This window comes from Candidatus Eremiobacteraceae bacterium, assembly GCA_035295225.1.
In the GTDB taxonomy this organism is placed as follows: domain Bacteria; phylum Vulcanimicrobiota; class Vulcanimicrobiia; order Eremiobacterales; family Eremiobacteraceae; genus JABCYQ01.
In genome coordinates this window covers 1-19,287 of sequence record DATGJI010000055.1, presented here as the reverse complement: position 1 = coordinate 19,287, position 19,287 = coordinate 1, and the positions used below count along the sequence as shown (strand labels likewise).

The following is a 19,287-nucleotide window of genomic DNA, read 5'->3' as shown; positions in this document are numbered from 1 at the left end:
GCTAGCTCGCGAGCTCGTCGCGATCGAAAGCTTCGAGGATCGTGCGAGCGTCGGCGAGGCGTCCGACGACCGGCACGATGCGCGTGATGCCCGCGACCTCGAAGAGCCGTTTGACCGCGCTGTTCGTGCAGACGATAGCGGCAGCACCGCCCGCCTCTTCGACTTTGCGAATCGCGGAGATGAGCGATCCGAATCCGGAGCTGTCCACGACCTCGACATCCGACATGTCGATGATGCAGAGCACGGCGGACCGCTGGAGCATGCGGAGCATGGATCGCCCGAAGCGCTTGGCGTTTGACGCGACGAGGCGCGTTCCGACCTGGACGGTCTCGATGCGATCGTCCAGGAGCGAAACTGCCCCGCGCGTGAAACGCGCGGATGCACTGCGAGCGATGGTGGCGGCGTTCTTCATATACCTTGACCTAGAGCCGGTACCGCGGCTATTCCCAACCGGCCGGTACGTGTGCGGCGATCTACTTGTAGTACGCCGCAGCCATGCGAATGGTTCTCGTTCATGAGTACCATTCTCGTGCCGAATTGTTACTATTTGATGAGAAACGTGAGAGTAGGGGTCGCGATTATCAACTAATCGCATTAAGCTTCAATTAAACTTGGCGAAGCTCTCCGCCGCCGTGGTCGGCGTCTCAGACTTGCGATAGTTGCCGATCGCCACGTGGAGCGCCTCAAGCACGCGCTCGGGATAATCTTTCTTGCGCTCCGGGTATCCGCCGAGAAAACTTTCAATATCGGCGGGTTGCAGCGCGGCCGCTTCGTCCACGGTCTTGCCTTTGATCAAAGTGGTCAGAATCGCGCACGTCGCGACGCCGAATCCGCAGCCCGTGGTGAAGTACGAGGCGTCGGTGATGCGCTTTTCTCCGTCGATCTTCAGATAGAACGTGTACATATCGCCGCAGGAGTCCGAGAAGTACTCGCCCGTCGCGGTCGGGTTCTCCATCTGGGCGAACCCAGGCCGGTTCGTCACGAGTTCCTGGAACTTGGGGAAATCCATCAATTGCCTCCGGCGGTTCCGGACTCGGCCGGAACGAGAAATTCGCAGGTGTCGTCGCCGCGCGCAATCGACGTCCGCTGCTGCGGCTTGTCCGAGAGCGACTCGCCCATGAGCGTGTGCACAACGCTGCAGACCTGCGGATGCGAGACCGCGGTCTCCTTAAATGGGCAGTTGTGCTCGCGCAGCACGAAGCCTTCAGGCCGGCGTTCGACGTCCGCTAGGACGCCGTGTTCGCCGAGGATCTTCGCGATCTCGTCCACGCGCTGACCCACATCCTTGCCTTCGAAGCGATGCGCGTGCCTTCGCGCGCTGCGCTCACCGATGTTGCGGAAAATCGTGGCCACGGCGTCGACGCCGCCCTCGCGGCGCACTTCGTCGAGGACCGCGTTGAGCAAGACGTCGTAGCGTTGCGGGAAGAGCCGATCCCCGTCGTGCGTCAGCGAGAAGAGCTGGCTCGGCTTGGTGCGGCCGCGCCGCGCTTTTGCTTCGGCCACAAGACCGTCGCGCTCGAGCCGCGCCAAGTGCTGGCGCACGGCATTTGCCGTCAGGCCGAGCTCGGTCGACAGTTCGCTCGCCGTCTTCGGCGTGCGCTTCAACGCCGCGACAATGCGCCCGCGGGTGGTCTGGAAGAAGCTGTCCTCTCGCATGGTTTCAAAGGTATTATAGTAAAAGTAGCCAAGATAATCAACACAATTCTTGACTATCTCCGATAACCGACCTACAATGACGTAGGACGGACGAGCCATTTTCGTCCCGCAACGAGAGGACCGCATGCCCGACCGAATTCTTGAAATCCGCGATCTCCACGTGAGCGTGGGCGATGCCGAGATCATCCGTGGAGTCGACCTGACGATCGACCGCGGCACCGTGCATGCCCTCATGGGCCCGAACGGCTCCGGCAAGAGCACGCTTTCTTTTGCGCTGATGGGGCACCCGAAATACATCATCACCAAAGGCGACGTCCTCTTCGAAGGCAAGAGCATTCTCGGAATGGGACCGCACGAGCGGTCTCTCGCCGGCATGTTTTTGTGCTTCCAATATCCGTCTGCCGTTCCCGGCGTGAGCGTCGCCAACTTTCTGCGCAACTGTCTTATCGCGCGCCACAAGAACGCCGCGCCGCTGACGCCCAAAGAATTCAAGCAGCTGCTGGACAACGCGTGCGCACGTCTTAAGATGGATCCTGCAACGCTGCGCCGTTACGTCAACGACGGTTTCTCCGGCGGTGAGAAGAAGCGGCTTGAGATGCTGCAGGCGCTCGTGCTGCAGCCGACGCTCTCCATCCTGGACGAGACCGATTCCGGACTCGACATCGACGCGCTCCGCGTGATCGCCGAAGGCATCGAAGCGCAGCGCTCGCCCGAGCGCTCCGTGCTGCTCATCACGCACTATCAGCGCATCCTCAACTACGTCAAACCCGACGTCGTGCACGTGCTCATCAAGGGCAAGATCGCCAAAGAAGGCGGGCCGGAACTGGCGCAAGAGCTCGAGGCTCAGGGTTACGATCCGCTCATCAATGAACTCGTGGAGGCCTAAGTATTCATGGCGCTCAAGCAGCAAGAACTCGTCGACCAAGATTACAAGTACGGATTTCGCGACGACGACGTCAAGTATTCGTTCAAGTCGCGCAAGGGTCTGGATCACGAGATCGTCGAGCAGATCGCGCGCATCAAGGATGAGCCGCAGTGGATGCGCGACCAGCGCCACCGCGCGCTCGACATCTTCTTGGCCAAGCCGCTGCCGCCGTGGGCGAATTTGGAACTGCTCAACCAGATCGACTTCGCCGACATCTTCTATTATATGCGCGCCTCGGACGTCGAAGGCGTCACCTGGGACGAAGTCCCTGAAGAGATCAAGCGCACGTTTGACCGCCTCGGTGTGCCGCAGGCCGAACGAGCCTTTCTCGGCGGCGTGACCGCGCAGTACGATTCCGAAGTCGTCTATCACAGCATCCGCAAAGACCTCGAAGCGCAGGGCGTGATCTTCACCGACATGGGCACCGGGCTGCGCGAACACGAGGAGATCGTCAAGAAGTATTTCGGCACCGTGATTCCGGCGGCCGATAACAAATTCTCCGCGCTGAACTCGGCGGTCTGGTCCGGCGGCTCGTTCGTCTGGGTGCCCGCGGGCGTGCACGTCTCTGTGCCGGTGCAAGCCTACTTCCGCATCAACGCGGAGAGCATGGGTCAGTTCGAACGCACGCTCATCATCGCCGAGCCGGGCTCGTTCGTGCACTACATCGAGGGATGCACGGCGCCGAAGTATTCGAGCAATTCGCTGCACTCCGCCGTGGTCGAGCTCATCGCCATGGAAGGCGCGCACATCCGCTACACCACGATCCAGAACTGGTACAAGAACATCTACAATCTGGTCACGAAGCGCGCGGTCGCGTACAAGAACGCGCACGTCGAATGGGTCGACGGCAATATCGGGTCAAAGCTGACGATGAAGTATCCGGCCGTGTACCTGATGGGCGAAGGCGCGCGCGGCGAAGTGCTCTCGGTTGCATATGCGAATTCCGGCATGCACCAGGACGCAGGCTCTAAGATGATCCACGCGGCGCCGAACACCACGTCGATCATCACGAGCAAGTCCGTCAGCAAGGGCGGCGGCCGCACCACGTATCGCGGTCTCGTGAAGGTCCACGAAGGCTGCCACGGCGTCAAGTCCAACGTTCGCTGCGACGCTTTGCTCATGGATCCGGCGTCTCGTTCGGACACCTATCCCACCATGGAGATCGACGCGCAGGATGTGCGTATCGAGCACGAGGCGACGGTCTCGAAAGTTGGCGAGGAGCAGCTGTTCTACGTGATGAGCCGCGGCCTCACGGAGGTCGAAGCCACCACGATGATCGTCAACGGATTCTTCGAGCCGTTCGTCAAGGAACTCCCGATGGAGTATGCGGTCGAGCTCAACCGTTTGATCGCGTTGGAGATGGAAGGGTCCGTCGGGTAAGCATGACGAGTCCGACCCTCAGCCCTTTCGCGCCGGATCGTGCAAGCATCGAGGCGCTTTCCAAGCGTAGCGCGTCCGAGCCTCAATCGGTGCTCGCGGCACGGCTTGCCGCCTTTGAGAAATACGAACGCTCCCCCGTGCCCGGCGAACGCAGCGAGGGCTGGCGCCGCACGCGGCTTACCGGCATCGACCTCTCGCCCGTGCAGCCGGAACGCTCCGTCTGCGAGATCCGGCTATCGGCCGCGGATGCCGATCGCGGCATCGTCGTGCAGACCCTTGAAGCAGCCGCGCTGAGCGGCGCACCGGCGCTCTCGAATATCGATATCGGCCACTCCATCGCGCATTTCTCGGCGCTCGCGCAGGCGCTTTGGATCTCCGGCGGCGCCATCCGGATTCCCGCGGGCGCGCACGTCGCCGAACCGATCGTGGTGGATTGGAAGGCGGGCACGTATCCCCGATTGGACATCTACGTGGGCAAGGGCGCCCGCGTGGCGATCCTCGAGAACCACGCGCTGCCTGGCCGGCTCACGGCCGGCGTCGTGGACATCCACGTCGACGACGACGCAACGCTCGCCTATGTCCACGCGCAGAATGCGCCGCGCGACGCGGTCGTGTTCTCGCATCAGCGCGCGCGGATCGGGAGCAACGCAAAACTGATCACCCTGAATTTCGCGATGGGCGGCAAACTCTCGCGTGCCGATGTCGAAGTGCGTCTTGAGGGGCGCGGGGCCGAGAGCGACATGCTCGGGCTCATCTTCGGTGAAGGCGACCAGCAGTTCGGCTTCCAGACGCTGCAAGGCCACCACGCGCCGGACACGCGCAGCGATCTCCTGTACAAGAGCGCGCTGGACGATCGGTCGCATTCCACGTATACCGGCGTGATCTCGATCGGCCACGACGCTCCGCGCAGCGAGGCCTACCAGGCGAACCGCAACTTGCTGCTTTCGAGCGGCGCGCGCGCCGATACGGAGCCGAAGCTCGAGATTTTGATCGACGATGTCGCGCGCTGCACGCACGGCGCTACGGTCGGTCCGATCGACGAAGAGCAGATGTTCTATCTGCAGAGCCGCGGCATCGAGCCCGGCGCCGCCACGAAGATCATCGCCGAGGGGTTCTTCCAGGACGTCTTCGCCAAAGCGGGCGATGACCGGCTGGTGGCGCCGTTGCGGGATCTCGTCGCGCCGCACATCGGCCGGCTGGGCGCGCACTAGGTATCATGCCGAAGGTCGCCGTCGCGAAAAATGGAGATATCGCTCCCGGGTCCGTACGAGTGGTGGACGCAGCCGGCAAGCGCATCGCGCTCTGCAACCATGACGGCACGTTTTACGCCATAGACGACGTCTGCACGCACGACCGCGGACCGCTGGACCAAGGCGAACTGATCGGTTGGGAGATCGAATGCCCGCGCCACGGCGCGCGCTTCGACGTGCGCACCGGTCAGGCCACGCGGCTGCCGGCGATCATGCCCGTGAAGACGTATCCCGTCACCGCGGACGGCGATCAGATCTCTGTGGAAGTACCGGAATGAGCGGGCGCGTCCTCATCGATCAGCCGGGTCTTGACGAAGCCGCTGTCGAGCGGATCCGCGCAGATTTTCCGATTCTCCTCGAACGGCCGCACGGCAAGCCGCTCGTGTTCTTGGACAGCGCGGCGTCGTCGCAGAAGCCGGTGCAGGTCATCGCCGCCATGGACGACTACTACCGGCGCTACCACGCGAACATACACCGCGGCGTCTACCACATCAGCGAACTCGCCACCGAGGCATATGAAGAGGCGCGCCGCAAAGTCGCGGGTTTCATCAATGCACCGTCGGCGGATGAATGCATCTTCGTTCGCAACGCGACGGAAGGTCTGAATCTCGTCGCATTCGCATGGGGTCGGCGCAACATCCGTCGCGGCGATGCGATCGTGGTGACCGAGATGGAACATCATTCCAATCTCGTGCCGTGGCAGGTTTTGGCGCAGGAGACCGGCGCCGCGCTCCGATTGGTGCCGGTCGACGATGCAGGATTGCTCGACCTCTCGCAGCTCGACGCGCTGCTCGATGGGGCGAAGATATTCGCGTTCACCGCCGTGAGCAACACGCTCGGCACCGTGAACGACGTCGCGCTGCTAGCCGCGCGGGCCCGGGCAGCGGGCGCGATCAGCGTGGTTGATGCGTGCCAAGCGGTTCCGCGCATGCCGGTCGACGTTCAAGCGTGGGGCTGCGACTTCGCCGCGTTCTCGGGCCACAAGATGCTCGGTCCTACCGGCATCGGCATTCTCTGGGGTCGTTTAGCGCTGCTTGAAGCCATGCCGCCGTTCATGACGGGCGGCGGGATGATCAACGTCGTGCGCTTGCAGTCATCCACGTACGCCGACGTACCGGCGCGCTTCGAAGCGGGTACGCCCGCGATCGCCGAAGCCGTCGGGTTGGGTGCCGCCGTGGATTATCTGGAATCGGTCGGCATGGATGCGATCCACTCTTACGAGCTCGCGCTCACCAGGATCGCGCTCGACCGGCTGGCGGAGGTCAGCGCTGTAAAAGTTTTTGGCCCACCGATGGCTCATCGGACCGGCGTGATCTCGATGACCGTCGGAGACATACATGCCCACGATCTGGCCACGATCCTCGACAGCGAGGGCGTCTGCGTCCGCGCCGGTCACCATTGCAATCAGCCGCTGATGGAAAAATTGGGGGTCCCCGCCACGGCGCGAGCGTCGTTCTATCTGTACAACACGGCGTCCGAGATCGACGTGCTCATCCGCGGCATTGAAAAGGCCAAGGGCATCTTCGGCATCGCATGAACGATTTCGGCGGCGTCGATGATCTGTATCGGGATTTCATCCTCGATCATTATCGTCACCCGCGCAACGCTGGCACGCTTGAGAATCCCGACGTCACGTTTGAGGACAACAATCCGTTGTGCGGCGACCGCATCCGCATGGATGTCCGCATCGCCGGCGATCGGATCGAAGATATCCGTTTCGCGGGTCGCGGCTGCGCGATATCGCAGGCGTCTGCATCGCTTCTCACGGAGGCCGTCAAAGGCAAGACCGTTGCCGAAGTGCAGCAACTGAGCGATGACGCCGTGCTCGAGAACCTCGGCATTTCGATTTCGGCGGTGCGCCTCAAGTGCGCGCTCCTGGGCATCAAGGTCCTCAAATCCGCACTGGCCCTCAAACGCTGATGTAGGGCGGACCTTTATGGTCCGCCACCGCGTTCCATGTGGGGCGGACCTTTATGGTCCGCCACCGCCATTTCAAACCGCCTGCACCATCACCGCCGTTCCGTAGCACAACACTTCGGTGATGCCCGGCGCGATTTCCGTGGCGTCGTAGCGTACGCCGATGATCGCATTGGCGCCGACCGCGGTCGCATGTTGGATCATGATATCGTAGGCCTCAGTCCGCGCGTGTTCGCACAACTCGGTATACAGCGTTATGTTTCCGCCGAAAAGCGACTGAAGGCTCGCGCCGATGTTGCCGATTATGCTGCGTGACCTGACCGTGATGCCACGGATCAATCCGAGCGTTCGCGTTATCGCACGTCCGGGCAGTTCAAATGCGGTCGTCACGAGACTATGGTCCATGTGGTCGTTCCTCCATAAGCGAGATAATGCGGCGATTGGCCGCAATCGTGCAGGAATACTCGGTTCCCGGCGTCGCAACTAGTCGCGTGCGCTCCTAGTGGAACGCCTTGCATGGGCGCGTCATCGCACGCGCTCGCTTCGTTATGAACGGACCTGCCCGACGATATGCCGGTACACCCGATCCACCACTTGAGCATCGGTACAGACGCGCTCAACGTCGCGAAGAAGTTTTATGGCGTGCTGTTGCCCGCGCTTGGTTTCGATCTCGTCTTCGACAAGGATGAGTCGGTCGGATACCAACGCGAGGGATTCGAGATCATCGTCCTCAAGGGCGAAAGCACCGCCGACGATCTGTACGACGGTAAGCACCGCGTCGGCTTCGACCATCTGGCGCTGAACGCCGACTCGCGAGCTAAGGTGGATGAATGCGCCAAGCTGCTCGACGAGATGGGCGCCGAAGTCGACGATGAGCCGGCCGTGGTCACGGAATACGGCGACGACTACTACGCGATGTGGGTACGCGATCCAAGCGGTCTGCGCATCGAGGTCGTCTACCAGGGCGCTTAATACGCCGAGCCGTCACCCCACCACAAACGTCGGAACCGCTTGCCCGCCGCGCGCGACATTGACGATCGCGGTCGGCGAAAGCCGTGTCAGCAAACCGCCAAGCTCGCCGCCCCGAAACACAAATGGATTGCAGTCCACGAGCAGTCGCTCGAGGTGCACGCCGTCTTCCGGAGCATCCGGATCGAAGATGGGGAACAGCTCGTACCGCTCCGGCGCGCGTGTCTGCACGACGTAGTCGCCCTCTAGCGCAGCGTCGAGCGCGCCGCGCCATTCATCGGCAGTGCATTCCCAACCGACCACGACGCCCCGCCCGCCGTAGTTGTCGTTCGGCTTGAGCACGCACAGCTGCTGGGCCATCAGCGCTCCGGCCTTGGACCCTTCGTCAAGCCGCATCATCGGCGGGATCAGCTGATAGAGCGCTTTTCGCTGCTCATCGCCCAATCCGACAGGGTTCGACGGATCGACGACCGCGGAGAGCGCCAGCTTCTTATGCGCGATCTTGCAGCGAAAAGAACTCGCGACGCACGTGCCGCCGTGACGGTACGCGGCCGCCAACGGATGGTCCAATCCGTAACGAGCCAGAAAATCGCTCACCAAGAGCCGCCTGTAGACCATGTGCACGCGCGTGTCGCCGATAAAGAGCGCCGCGCCGTCGTAGCGCAGATCATCGGGCGACGCCACGATCGCTGCGATGCCATGATCCGTGAGATCGCGAGCGACGAGGTGGAACTCGGCGGTAGTCGGAGCGTCCGGCATGTCCACGATAGCGATGGTCGGAGAGAGCGGCGCACCCGGCGCGCGTCTCTCGCGAAATTCGCGCCAGACCGAAAGCAGTGACTCGCGCAACGCGATGTCGACCGGAAGATGATCGATCGGCTGCTCCGCGGCGAAGCGCTGCATCGGCGGCAACTCCAGGGCGATGCGTGCTTGGCCCGCCTCGTATGCCATGCCCGCCGGACTATCGGCGTTGTATTCGATGGCGATCGGCGCGCCGTCAAAATACATATCGAGCCGCGAGACCGCGGTCGAGCCGCTGTAGCCGGGATCGACGGCCGCGAGCTCGATTTCGGCTTCGCTAAGTCCAAGCGATCGCGCAAAGGACGTATCCGCGAGCGCCTTCCGTTCAACCACGGCAAGCGCAGCGACGAGCGCATGCGTCGCATCGCGCAGCACCGCAAGCCGTTCCTTCGTTATGAACGCGGGCCGCAGCGAGCGGCATTGCAATTTTCCGCCAAACGTGAGGCCGGCAGCGCGCATGCTGTCCGCAAATTCCGCCACGAGCGACGGGGTGACGACCTTCGCGTCGAGACAGAGCGCGTTATAGCGCTCGATCGAGCGCGCGAGGGCGGTGTCAGTCGCCGTCGCGTGCGCAGCGGATACCAAGGAAACCAAGGCGGAAATTTCGCCGGTAGAAGTTGCGGAACGACGCGCGCAGGATCGCAGGGTCGGTGAACCAGGAACCGCCGCGCGCAACGCGATGATCGCCGTCGAACCAGGTCTGCGAATAGTCCGGATACGGGTAGGCCGCGAAGCCGGGATAGCCTTGGAAGTCCGACGATGTCCATTCCCAAAGGTTGCCGGCTGCATCGCGCAGGCCGACGGCGGAATCGCCGGCGGGGAACGATCCGACCGGCGTGGTCGCCCATTTCAATGCGGCAGCGTTTGCAAACTTGGGTTCATAGACTCCGTCGCCCCATGGGAACTGTCGCTTGCGGCCCGTGCCGGGATCGACACTTGCGGCGGTCTCCCACTCGATCTCCGTGGGCAAGCGCTTGCCTTGCGATCGAGCGTAGGCGTCCGCTTCGAACCACGAGATGCCTGTGACCGGCGCATCGAGGCGCAGCGGACCTTCATCGAAGAAGCGACGCTCGATCCACGGCGGCCCTGACCATCCGAGCGGCTCGGCGATGCTATTCTCTTCCTTCCACTTCCAGCCGTCGTCAGACCACCACTCGCGCCGCGTGTAGCCGCCGGACGCGATGAAGTCGGCATACTCGCCGTTGGTCACGAGGTCGGTGTCGATCCGGAATGCAGGCACATCGACGTCGAACGCCGGCAGCTCGTTGTCGTATTCGAACGACTTGCCCGTGCCGCCGATGCGAACGCTTGCGGCCGGAATCGCGATCTCGCCGCGCGGCGAACGCCGCTCGCCGACCGGCGCGGCGGGCCCGGGGCGTTTCGTGTCGTGCGGCATCGCGTTGAGCAGCGCTGCGAGCGTCTCTTGATGCTGACGTTCGTGTTCGAGCACGAGATCGAAGACGTACCCGTTGTTGAGAAGGACGTTGCCGTTGGACGTGCGATCCGTCGCTTCCAACGCACGGAGCACGCGATCGCGTACTTCGTTGAGATACGATTCCATCTCGTCGCGTTTTGGTAGAACCTTCGCATTTTCGCGCGGCGTCTTGATCGGATCGAAGAGAATGTCGTAGCGCGGATCGATGCTTGCCTGCTTCAGCGCCTGCTGCAACACCCAATAGCCTTCGAAAACGCCGATGTGCGCGAGATGCCAGAGCACGGGTCGAAAGCCCGGCAGCGGCGCTTGATGCAGGACGTCCTCGGAGGTGGCTAGGTCGAAGAGTTGGAACGTGCGCGCCCTGGTCTTTTCGAGCGCAGCCCGGCGCTCATCGGCCGTGGGCGAGACAATCATGTCCGACATACTTGCGGATTCCAGTACGCCCTTCCTCGCCAGCCCGCTCGGCGAAACCAGCGTGGAAGCTGCGGCCGAGTTCCTACGCGCGGGCGCAAAACCACGCGCCGCCTGGTCCTCTGGACTCGAGCTCGAACTCATAGGTTTTACCGCACCCGACTCGCAGCGCATCTCACCGGCGCAGGTCCGCAGCGTGCTAGAACGGCTCGCACCCGATCCATCGAAATGGGAGCTGGAAGGCGACGACATCGTCGCGGTCGCGATTCCCTCTGGTCGTATTACGCTTGAACCCGGCGGTCAGATCGAATTTTCAGGAAATGCTCGTGCGACGCTGCACGAGATCGAAGCGGATCTGCGCGCATATCTCGCCGACTTGGTCGCCATCGGCGATGAGCTGGGTCTTTACTTTCTCGCGATCGGCTTCGACCCGCTGCGCCGCCTCGACGAACAGAAGTGGATCCACAAGCGGCGCTACACGGTGATGAAGCCATATCTGCGCTCGCGCGGTGCGCGCGCGTGGGATATGATGACGCGCACCGCGTCCATTCAGACCAGCATCGACTATAGCGATGAGGTCGACCTCGGTAAGAAATTCGTCCTCGGCAATCGGCTCGGCCCGATCGTCGCCGCGATGTTCGCCAATTCACCGTTTGCCGACGGCGTCGCCACCGGTCGGAAATCCGAACGCTACGCTGCGTGGCTTGAAACGGATCCCGATCGATCCGGCGTGCATTCGAGCGCGCTATCGCCGAAATTTTCGCTCGAGGCCTTCGTCGAGCGCGTCTTCTCGACACCGCTGATCTTCGTGGATCGCAACGGTCAGTTTGAACCTGGTGACGGACGGACATTGCGCAAGCTGCGCGGCGCGACGATGGCGGATTTCACGGATGCGCTAAGCACGATTTTCACCGAAGCGCGCATCCGTCCGGGTTACGTGGAAATGCGCAGCGCCGACTGCGGTCCCGCTGAGGACGCGCTTGCGTTGATCGCGTTTTGGAAAGGTCTGACGTGGGATTCGGCAACGCTCGACGCCGCGCTGGACATCGCGCCGATGTTGAGCGCCAAAGAATTTGTCGATTTGCAGACTGACGTCGCCGCTCGCGGCCTAGAGGCCCGTGCTCATGGCGTAGGCGTCCTCGGGGTCGCACGCGATGTCGGCGCACTCGCAGTCCAGGGGCTAAATTGCGTAGCGAAAGATGAAGCTCATTACCTCGATGCGTTAAACGAGAGGATTGTCGCCGTTGGCTCGCCAGTGGTTATCCCGTTGAAGGCAGCCCCAAGCGAGTTGTCACGATTGGTGGACATGCGACGGCTAAGATGATCGTTCGTTGATTCATGCGGTCGCGTCCTAACTTCAGTGTCAATTCAGTTCTCGACACTCGGAACCGCAAGACACTTTGGTCGCTCGAGTAAGAGGCGCCGTTACGCCTTACATTGTTCGACCGAACAGTTCTAATACTCCGCCGCGGGAATAGCGCGGCCTAATTGTGGCACTTGCCAAACTGCTTCCTAACTTGATCCTGAGTCTCGGAATCGTTGTCGATCTTGAAGGCCGCATGGTAGCTGGCTACTACAAAATTCATCGCATCACCCAAGCTGTCGGTAATTCCACTCCGAGCATCGTTATTTAGAAATTGATTCAAGCCGACTGTCCCGCTGGATATTCCCGCTACAGCTTGCGAATGGATTGCGTTTGCGTGTATGAGATTGATGAAACCCATAAGTGACGTTGTCAGCTCGATCGGGAACTGCCAGGGGTGTCGCTCACAGTAATAATACGATGGAAAGTTCGTAATACTAGAGAGCTGCGTGCCATCGCATTGGGAGACGGTAACATACTGTAACTTGCCGTTGCTCGGTGTTGAACCAGACCATCTGTTATAGTGCTGCTCTCCGGCGGCTGTCCACGTGAGAAGAATGGCGGTCGGGTTATTGGTCCCGCTGCAATTAGCCGCAACGTCCGTCGGTTGAATTTGAGTCGCCTTCACACCAGCGGACGCGAAACGGCCCGCGAATTGACCGTAAACGGTTGTGAAAGCCGTGTCAGAAATGTCCGGATTGGGAGATTCTAGGAACACGATTTTGCCGTCTGAAGTTGCGCCGAGGCACGCGCCGCTTAGCGCAAGCATCGTGACGAACGACAATGCAAACGACCTCATTAGCTTGTAAATCTGCATTTGCGCGATCCCCTCAGGAAAGACTGTATCGTCGCAGTGGTAGCCCAAAGCGGGTTCGGTCACTTACGTCATGCAGCCGGTCACGCCCAAGCCTGGGCAAGTCGGGGATATAGTAACACGTGTCGCGGAGAATACAACTGTGGTAATTACTAGGTCTAGCGATGAGAGGATCCTTGCCTCGAGCGTCTCGTCGTAATCTCCGTCGGCCACGTAGTGCGGTGAACCGTGTGGAAGAGGGTTGCTTAGCAAGAATGCGGCGCGAGTGGCGTTTGAGCTACGGTGGTAGCAGCTTAATCTATTTGTGTTAAGGGTTTGTAGACGCGTTCGAGCGCAAATGAACTATTCGGCAATCTAAATTGAGGGAAGCGATTGGCGCAAGAAGTCGACCAGTTGACTAAACACCGACTGCGAAGTTGCGCTGCTCTCATCGAAGTGATCCGTGAATACCGCGTGCGCATTTGGGCAAATCGGGGGGATGCTATAATTTCCTACCAGCTTCCCACGCGCGTCCGTCACAAGCGCTTCAAGAGCCTTCATTCTATCAACTGACACAAACGGATCATCAGTAAAGCGAAATGCGGCAACTTGCATTCCGCCACGAATCCTTCGTTGAAGCGAGGCAATTTCGTCGCCGGTAAGGCCGAGCGATGATTTGTTCCCCGGGTGCCACGGAACCGAAAAGGGTAACGCCGGTTCAGAGATCACGGGTGCGAGCAGATATTCGTCAGCCGCCATAGCGAGCGCAAAGTTCCCGGTTACGCATAAACCGACGACACCGATACCCCTAGGGCTAATTCCGGCGTATACGAAACGACCGAGCGCTCGAACCCAATCAACAATCGGACTCGAGCGATGAGCGCTGAAGAGGCTGAACTCTCGTGTGACACACATCCGAAGGAACTGCTCAGCGACGCTACAGTTAGATTCGGGTTGGTTCGGTCTGCCAAAAAGTATCGGAACAATTGAGGTGAATCCCGCGCTAGCTACCCGCTTCGCAAATGCAAACAGCTGTGGATTCGCGCCCGATATTTCGTGCAAGATGATTACAGGTGGACCCGAGCCTAACCGAAAAACTTGTGGGCTTCGGCCATGGAACGGTTCGCTAAAATCCTCCCAGAGGACAAAGTCCTCAAACGCGCGACTGTCCGTGTTGTACCGGCAACTGCTGGCCGCCTCGGCCGCAGTTGGAATTGACGCCAAGCTCGAGACGATGGCGCCGCCAAGAAAGTCTCTGCGCCTCACTGGTTAGGGTCGTCTTCGTTTGTTGACGGGTCAGCCATGCAAGCGCTATCGTCGCCGTTGAAAGAGGTGAACGCATAGTGAGGGACCGGAATATTCCGGTCGGCTGGCTCATAAGAAATATTGGGGCGTGTTTCTGTTGGCTTCATGGGCTGGCCTCCCGTAAGCAATGCCATGACATCACCCCGTACCGTTGTGCTCACTGCCCAATATGAATGGCCCCAGAAGTCGCATCGAAAAATCGTTGCATCGATAAGATTGATGTTCGAGCGATCGGGCATGTCGAGGTTGCAAAAGAGTTGACCGGCTCGGCAATGGCCGTGCAGCTCTCGTGAGAGTTCTAGCGCGTAGTCGGCCGTCGAGCCGTAGAGCGTAAAGCCATCAGCGACACGCGCCACACGCTCGGAAGCCTCGAAGAACGTAGCGGAGTCGACGTCGGGTTCGAATGAAATCACTTCGTGAATGTGGTGGCATTCTGGCCGATTTGCATCAGTCGTGGAATCCGGGGATGCAATGACGCATTTGACGGCCGCGTCGCCGGTTACTGATGTCGTTTGTGAATGCGATTCTTCCAAGTAGACAAGCGAATCAAGTAGCAACCTATTTCCCATGCTGTGCGCGACGAGATCTATCTCGGGCGGCGCGCTGGGGTCATTCAGCAGTCTAAGCAGCAGCTCTCGGAAGTGCGTCGCTGACCAAGAGAGATTAGTTTCATCGTCGAGGTACTTCAACGTCTTGCCGTTCGCAGGCCAACTGAACATCAACACTGGTATTTTCGGCGTGGTGCCGGTCGAGCTGTAAAGTGTGGGAAACGTTGAGGCATCTTGATAAGCCTGATCAAACCTGTTGTTGTAGCCGTGTATGTAGATTATCATTGCGCTCGGCCGCGGATTCGAATATGATCCGAGCGCCTCTGCAAGCCCTGGTTCGGACGGAATTGGAGAGTTTGTAGCTCTTGAAGCATCGAACGACACCGGGGTAAGCGTGCCGAAACGAAGGCAAAGCTCAGGTTCGGTCTGACCTTGTTGAGCCGGAACCCCCGCGCCGGTGGGCGTACTCTCCGTGGGGCAGTACGGCGTCGAGCGGTCACGCTGAAACATATCTGCGACAACATTTGTGGAACCGTCGTTGACGTCTCGATCGGTAGCGTAAAACAGCTCTTGATTGTGAAGCGGGGGATTTCCACCGGCTATGCTTATAAGACCGAGCGAAAACGAGCGGTGTACGGTTGACGTCGTCGACAGGTGTACGCCCGTCGCGCAGCGCTGTTGCGCAGAACGGTAGCTGCAATATACGTTGTATAGTCCCGCGGGTATACCGGGTCGGGGGTCGTCCGAAGTCCCATTCGTAGTCGCGAACTCGTAGTATGCGTTCATGAACCTTCGCCCGGCCAAATCGAAACGGACTACCGCAGCACCTGTCACTATCGCCGCTGAAATCGGAGTGCCCGGAGTCTCGACACATGTTGCCTCTCTATTTACCGAACGACAGCTCACGAGGGTCAGGCTTCCCCGGTACGCCGGCTGTTTTGCGCCAGCGCCAGGAGCTAGCGGGCCCGTATTTACCCTCGGCGGAAGCTCCCACGACAAATGGCCTTCGAGTACGATCACGCGGCTTAGCCCCAAGAGCCTCGTAATATCATCGAGTTGAGGAGTCGGTGTTGGACTCGGCGACACCAATGAGCTCAATCTCGAGCCCGAAGTCAAGGTGGCTAACGGAGAATTTCTGGCGCGGGCGGCCGGAGGTGTCGTCAACGCAACCATAGCCAGGAGCCCGGCAATCACCTTTTGTCCAATGTACCTGTCCAAAATTTACCTCCCTCAGTCTATCGCGCGCTTCTTGACAAGTGCCATGCCCCATCGATTCCGTCGTTTCCGTATCCAGTCGAGACCGAGGCCCATGGAATAGGCTGGCAACCTACGGTCGGATCTGGGTCCGCGACAGCGACTGAATTCTGGTCCACGGGAGCGATGCAAAGAACGTAGTGTGCTCTGCCGCAGTCAAGAAGCAATAGTACGAGGTCGCCTTGCGCAACAATCGCGTCGACGTCCACCTTCAAGCACGCGGGCATCGCGATTCCCGATAGCCCGAGTGAGCTAGTGACAGGCACAACGAGATTGGACGGGAGCGCATGATTGCACGAGGGCGGAATAGCTCCCGGCACCAGGCAGCAATTGACGGCGCCTGGGATCCAGCGTTGCGCAAGGGCACATTGCGGGGCGGGTGTCGCGCATCCAAAATGTGCAGCAGCCATCCGAAAGCAGGCCGCCCAACACCACTCCGAGTTCGGGGCCTGGCTCTCATACGGGAAGGCAATGTTTCCCACGGCTTCGACTGACTTCGGGGAGCGAGCGCTCGGGTTTACGGACTCTTCGCTTCCTTGATCCGCCACAATCCTGCGCCTCTCGGCATCGTCGCCAAACGCCAAGTACCGGCAACGTTCGCCAGCGTGGCCACCGCGCGATTTCACATGACCACCCAACTGCAACTGGGATCATCGCGGTCACCTATCCAGAGAATACCAGCCAGTCCCCCTCCTGTAACTGGTAAACTCCGAAGTTCTAGTAATGCGTCGTCGTTTATTCTAAGGTTCGTCGTCTAGTCACGGCACGGTGGTTCAAAAACGATCCAGAAGAGCCCCATACCGCGAGATTGGGCGCGCCTGCTGGGACCGTCTTCACCACCACGTTGGTGACCGAGTCGATGATGCTCACCGTGCTGTCGAGCTGCTTAATCACGCACAAATAGCGGCCTGTCGGATCGAGGGTGATTGCATTCGGCAACTGCCCGACCGGTATGCAGCACTGCACCCCGATCGGCTTCGGCTGCAGGGTAGAATCTCGACAACACCGTTTGAAGCATTGCCGCCGCCACAACACTGCGCAGCGCTTGCGGCTCCGCGACACCGCGATGCCGCTTAGCCCAGCGCTCGCGAGACGGGCTTTAGGCCGTCCCCTCACGCATTGTCGGGAGCCCGACCGTGCCGTTTGCTAGGCCTAACGTAAGTGTGGTAGATTTGCGCTAGCCCTGTCGGCTACGGCCGGGAGCGGGATTGGGAGCCGCAATCCGTGAGTGGACTTTCGATCGGAAGATTCGACCCCGTCCGCGCGTTCGCGGTGTTTCTGGTCGCCATCGCGTGCGTCATGCGGGCACGGCGACCAATCGTCGTCGGCGACACCGACACCGACACCGACGCTGACCGCTGCCGATTCATCGGCGGCCGCGCTTCAATCGCCGAACGCTACCGAATCATCGAGCAGCACCGACTCCCCAAACCCGGCTTCCTCAGCGGATGTCGCGGCTGCAACCGATGAGTCGTCCACAACCGCCGTCGCTGAATCGCCCGGCCCGGTATCATCGGCCGGCGATGTATCGGGCAGCTCGGTGGCGGGGCAGTTCGGACAAGCGGCACAGGCCCTCGCCAGCCCCGCTCCCGTGAGCGGCGCGAGCGCTGCGAGCGACACAAGCGACGCAAGCGGCGCCGACTCCGGAGAGCCGACGCCGAAGCCGGAGTGGACACCCACTGGAGCGGGGACGCTGACGTCGATTCCGATGCGGCCGGAGCTGACGATCGTCACCGCGGGTGAAAGCACCGATGGAGATCTGGAATCCATCAAGCGCGTGACATCAATCAACGCCACAGGGCTGAACTTCTCATTCGATTCGAAGACGCAGTTAGGTTCGGTCAACACGACCCGCATGACGCGCGCGCAGGACCTGGATCACTCGACCGCATTCTTCCAAGATTTCTGCGATGGCTCGCCGCCGAAGGACTACCCAAACACCGAGACGCCCGTGGAAGGCAATCACCCGGGAACGACGACGCTCGAACTCTCGCGCGACTTGTTCGCCGCGTTGCAGTCAAAGGGCTCAGCCAAAATGACCTTCTATATGTCGGCCATGTGCATGGCGATGTGGTCGTCGGCGCCCGTGCGTAAGGTCGGCGAAGGCGGCGTGCCGATCATCCTCAACGACAAACCAGCGGTGGTCACGGCGATCCACATCCAGTCCGGAGAACCGGGATGCGTGCAGATCCCCGCGGCGATACGGTTCAATTGCTACGATATGTGGGTGCTCGACGATCCGAATGATCCCATCGTCTTGCGTTTCGTCCTCGAAGACGAAGAAATGCAAGTCGTCAAGATCTACCAACCGGGCCCGCAGGCGACCAGCGAGCTTGCATCCACGCTTGAGGCCAAGCAGCCGGCCGACATCTACGGGATATACTTCGACTTCAATCAAGCGACGATCCGGCCGCAATCGCAACCGACGCTGTCCGCCATCGCCCAATTGCTGTCACAGCACCCGCAGTGGAAGCTCGAGATCGATGGGCACACCGATTCCATCGGCACCGCCCCCTATAATCTCGCGTTGTCGCGCAGACGGGCAGCGTCGGTCAAGGCCGCTCTCGTCGCGACATATCACATCGCTCCATCGCGCCTGACCACCGGCGGCTTCGGCGCGACTCGGCCAAAGGCGAGCAACGCCACGCTCGAGGGCCGCGCGCTGAACCGGCGCGTGGAACTCACACGCCTATGAGCACGCGCACGCGCCGCGATGTGCTGCGGATGTTCGGAGCCGCCGGGCTCGCGTCGATCGTCGGCGGGCCGGCACGTGCGGCGTCGGCTCGGCCGTACCACGTCCGAGTTCTGGCAAAAGGGCCCGTCGGCTACTGGCGCTTCGAGGAGAAGTCGGGCGTCGTCGCGCGCGATTCGTCAAGCGGCCGGCGCGATGGGACCTACAAGGGCGGCGTCACGCGAGGGCAGCCTGGGGCGATACAGAGCGAGCCTGACGAAGCGATCGTGCTCAATGGCTCGGATGCGTTTGTTGAGATTGCGGACAGCACGGTCTTCAGCCAACCCACGAGCGGAAAAGGCCTTACGGTTGAAGCGTGGATGCGGCCCGACGCGCTGACATTTGAAGGCCAGACCGCGCAGCGCTATCTCCACTGGATCGGAAAGGGAGAACCTGGCGCTTTCGAATGGGGCTTCCGATTTTATAGCAAGGACTCGCCGACCCGGCCGAATCGCATCTCGGCGTACATCTGGAATGCGAGCGGCCCGCCCGGCACTTCGAATGAAGGCGCAGGCGCATATTTCCAAGACGAACTGACGCAAGGCGAAT

20 protein-coding genes are annotated in these 19,287 nt (G+C 60.9%); 11 read left to right on the top strand and 9 right to left on the bottom strand.

All coding sequences use genetic code 11. From position 1 onward, the window contains the following. Position 1: 1 nt before the first annotated feature. The 3 genes from VKT51_09820 to VKT51_09810 all read right to left on the bottom strand — a co-directional run bounded on the left by VKT51_09820 (position 2) and on the right by VKT51_09810 (position 1,656). A complete protein-coding gene (locus VKT51_09820; protein ID HLJ84456.1) occupies positions 2 to 412 on the bottom strand; it encodes an STAS domain-containing protein in 411 nt (136 codons plus the stop codon). Positions 413 to 601: 189 nt separating this feature from the next. Continuing rightward, positions 602 to 1,009, bottom strand: coding sequence for an iron-sulfur cluster assembly scaffold protein (locus tag VKT51_09815; GenBank protein HLJ84455.1), 408 nt, complete (start codon positions 1,007 to 1,009; stop codon positions 602 to 604). Next, positions 1,009 to 1,656 carry a helix-turn-helix domain-containing protein gene (locus VKT51_09810; GenBank protein ID HLJ84454.1) on the bottom strand — a complete coding sequence of 216 codons (648 nt, stop codon included), beginning with the start codon at positions 1,654 to 1,656 and terminating at the stop codon, positions 1,009 to 1,011. Before VKT51_09810 ends, VKT51_09815 begins: the two co-directional genes overlap by 1 nt. Positions 1,657 to 1,780: 124 nt before the next feature. Between VKT51_09810 and sufC the strand changes: the two genes are divergently transcribed. From sufC to VKT51_09780, 6 genes are read left to right on the top strand one after another with little or no spacing between them, the layout of a single operon-like run. Beyond that, entirely contained in the window at positions 1,781 to 2,542 is a 762-nt protein-coding gene (gene sufC / locus VKT51_09805) for a Fe-S cluster assembly ATPase SufC (GenBank protein ID HLJ84453.1), read from the top strand. 6 nt (positions 2,543 to 2,548) lie between these two features. Then, the gene (gene sufB, locus VKT51_09800) at positions 2,549 to 3,961 is read left to right on the top strand and encodes a Fe-S cluster assembly protein SufB (GenBank protein HLJ84452.1); all 1,413 of its coding nucleotides are present in this window, start codon (positions 2,549 to 2,551) and stop codon (positions 3,959 to 3,961) included. A 2-nt stretch (positions 3,962 to 3,963) separates the two neighbouring features. After that, positions 3,964 to 5,172 carry a Fe-S cluster assembly protein SufD gene (gene sufD, locus VKT51_09795; GenBank protein ID HLJ84451.1) on the top strand — a complete coding sequence of 403 codons (1,209 nt, stop codon included), beginning with the start codon at positions 3,964 to 3,966 and terminating at the stop codon, positions 5,170 to 5,172. A gap of 5 nt (positions 5,173 to 5,177) precedes the next feature. Next, positions 5,178 to 5,489 (top strand): non-heme iron oxygenase ferredoxin subunit, encoded by a 312-nt coding sequence (locus VKT51_09790; GenBank protein ID HLJ84450.1) that lies wholly within the window; start codon positions 5,178 to 5,180, stop codon positions 5,487 to 5,489. After that, positions 5,486 to 6,748 (top strand): cysteine desulfurase, encoded by a 1,263-nt coding sequence (locus tag VKT51_09785; protein ID HLJ84449.1) that lies wholly within the window; start codon positions 5,486 to 5,488, stop codon positions 6,746 to 6,748. Before VKT51_09790 ends, VKT51_09785 begins: the two co-directional genes overlap by 4 nt. Then, positions 6,745 to 7,131: an SUF system NifU family Fe-S cluster assembly protein gene (locus VKT51_09780; GenBank protein HLJ84448.1), complete on the top strand. Its 387-nt coding sequence runs from the start codon at positions 6,745 to 6,747 to the stop codon at positions 7,129 to 7,131. Before VKT51_09785 ends, VKT51_09780 begins: the two co-directional genes overlap by 4 nt. A 72-nt stretch (positions 7,132 to 7,203) precedes the next feature. On the opposite strand, the gene VKT51_09775 is transcribed toward VKT51_09780, so the two are convergent. Next, positions 7,204 to 7,533, bottom strand: coding sequence for a YbjQ family protein (locus VKT51_09775; protein ID HLJ84447.1), 330 nt, complete (start codon positions 7,531 to 7,533; stop codon positions 7,204 to 7,206). Positions 7,534 to 7,698: 165 nt separating this feature from the next. Here VKT51_09775 and VKT51_09770 point away from each other — a divergent pair, with 165 nt between their 5' ends. Beyond that, entirely contained in the window at positions 7,699 to 8,100 is a 402-nt protein-coding gene (locus VKT51_09770; protein HLJ84446.1) for a VOC family protein, read from the top strand. A 12-nt stretch (positions 8,101 to 8,112) separates the two neighbouring features. Here the strand turns inward: VKT51_09770 and VKT51_09765 are convergent, their stop codons facing one another. Together VKT51_09765 and VKT51_09760 are read right to left on the bottom strand one after the other, a co-directional pair. Next, the gene (locus tag VKT51_09765; protein HLJ84445.1) at positions 8,113 to 9,483 is read right to left on the bottom strand and encodes a hypothetical protein; all 1,371 of its coding nucleotides are present in this window, start codon (positions 9,481 to 9,483) and stop codon (positions 8,113 to 8,115) included. Then, positions 9,452 to 10,756 (bottom strand): SUMF1/EgtB/PvdO family nonheme iron enzyme, encoded by a 1,305-nt coding sequence (locus VKT51_09760; protein ID HLJ84444.1) that lies wholly within the window; start codon positions 10,754 to 10,756, stop codon positions 9,452 to 9,454. The genes VKT51_09765 and VKT51_09760 overlap by 32 nt, the downstream gene beginning before the upstream one ends. Between VKT51_09760 and VKT51_09755 the strand changes: the two genes are divergently transcribed. After that, complete coding sequence (locus VKT51_09755; protein HLJ84443.1) at positions 10,746 to 12,068, top strand: glutamate-cysteine ligase family protein; 1,323 nt, start codon at positions 10,746 to 10,748, stop codon at positions 12,066 to 12,068. The genes VKT51_09760 and VKT51_09755 overlap by 11 nt on opposite strands. A gap of 160 nt (positions 12,069 to 12,228) precedes the next feature. Here VKT51_09755 and VKT51_09750 read toward each other — a convergent pair whose 3' ends face one another. From VKT51_09750 to VKT51_09740, 3 genes are all read right to left on the bottom strand, one after another. Next, positions 12,229 to 12,987: a hypothetical protein gene (locus VKT51_09750; protein HLJ84442.1), complete on the bottom strand. Its 759-nt coding sequence runs from the start codon at positions 12,985 to 12,987 to the stop codon at positions 12,229 to 12,231. 288 nt (positions 12,988 to 13,275) lie between these two features. After that, positions 13,276 to 14,166, bottom strand: a complete 891-nt coding sequence (locus tag VKT51_09745; protein ID HLJ84441.1) for a dienelactone hydrolase family protein — start codon at positions 14,164 to 14,166, stop codon at positions 13,276 to 13,278. Beyond that, entirely contained in the window at positions 14,163 to 15,038 is an 876-nt protein-coding gene (locus tag VKT51_09740; protein HLJ84440.1) for an alpha/beta hydrolase, read from the bottom strand. Before VKT51_09740 ends, VKT51_09745 begins: the two co-directional genes overlap by 4 nt. Positions 15,039 to 17,231: 2,193 nt before the next feature. On the opposite strand from VKT51_09740, the gene VKT51_09735 reads away from it, so the two are divergent. The 3 genes from VKT51_09735 to VKT51_09725 form a co-directional block, all read left to right on the top strand. Next, the gene (locus tag VKT51_09735) at positions 17,232 to 17,477 is read left to right on the top strand and encodes a hypothetical protein (protein ID HLJ84439.1); all 246 of its coding nucleotides are present in this window, start codon (positions 17,232 to 17,234) and stop codon (positions 17,475 to 17,477) included. A gap of 70 nt (positions 17,478 to 17,547) precedes the next feature. Beyond that, positions 17,548 to 18,702, top strand: coding sequence for an OmpA family protein (locus VKT51_09730; GenBank protein ID HLJ84438.1), 1,155 nt, complete (start codon positions 17,548 to 17,550; stop codon positions 18,700 to 18,702). Then, positions 18,699 to 19,287 (top strand): hypothetical protein (locus VKT51_09725; GenBank protein ID HLJ84437.1); only part of this gene is annotated, 589 nt, incomplete at its 3' end. The genes VKT51_09730 and VKT51_09725, both read left to right, overlap by 4 nt.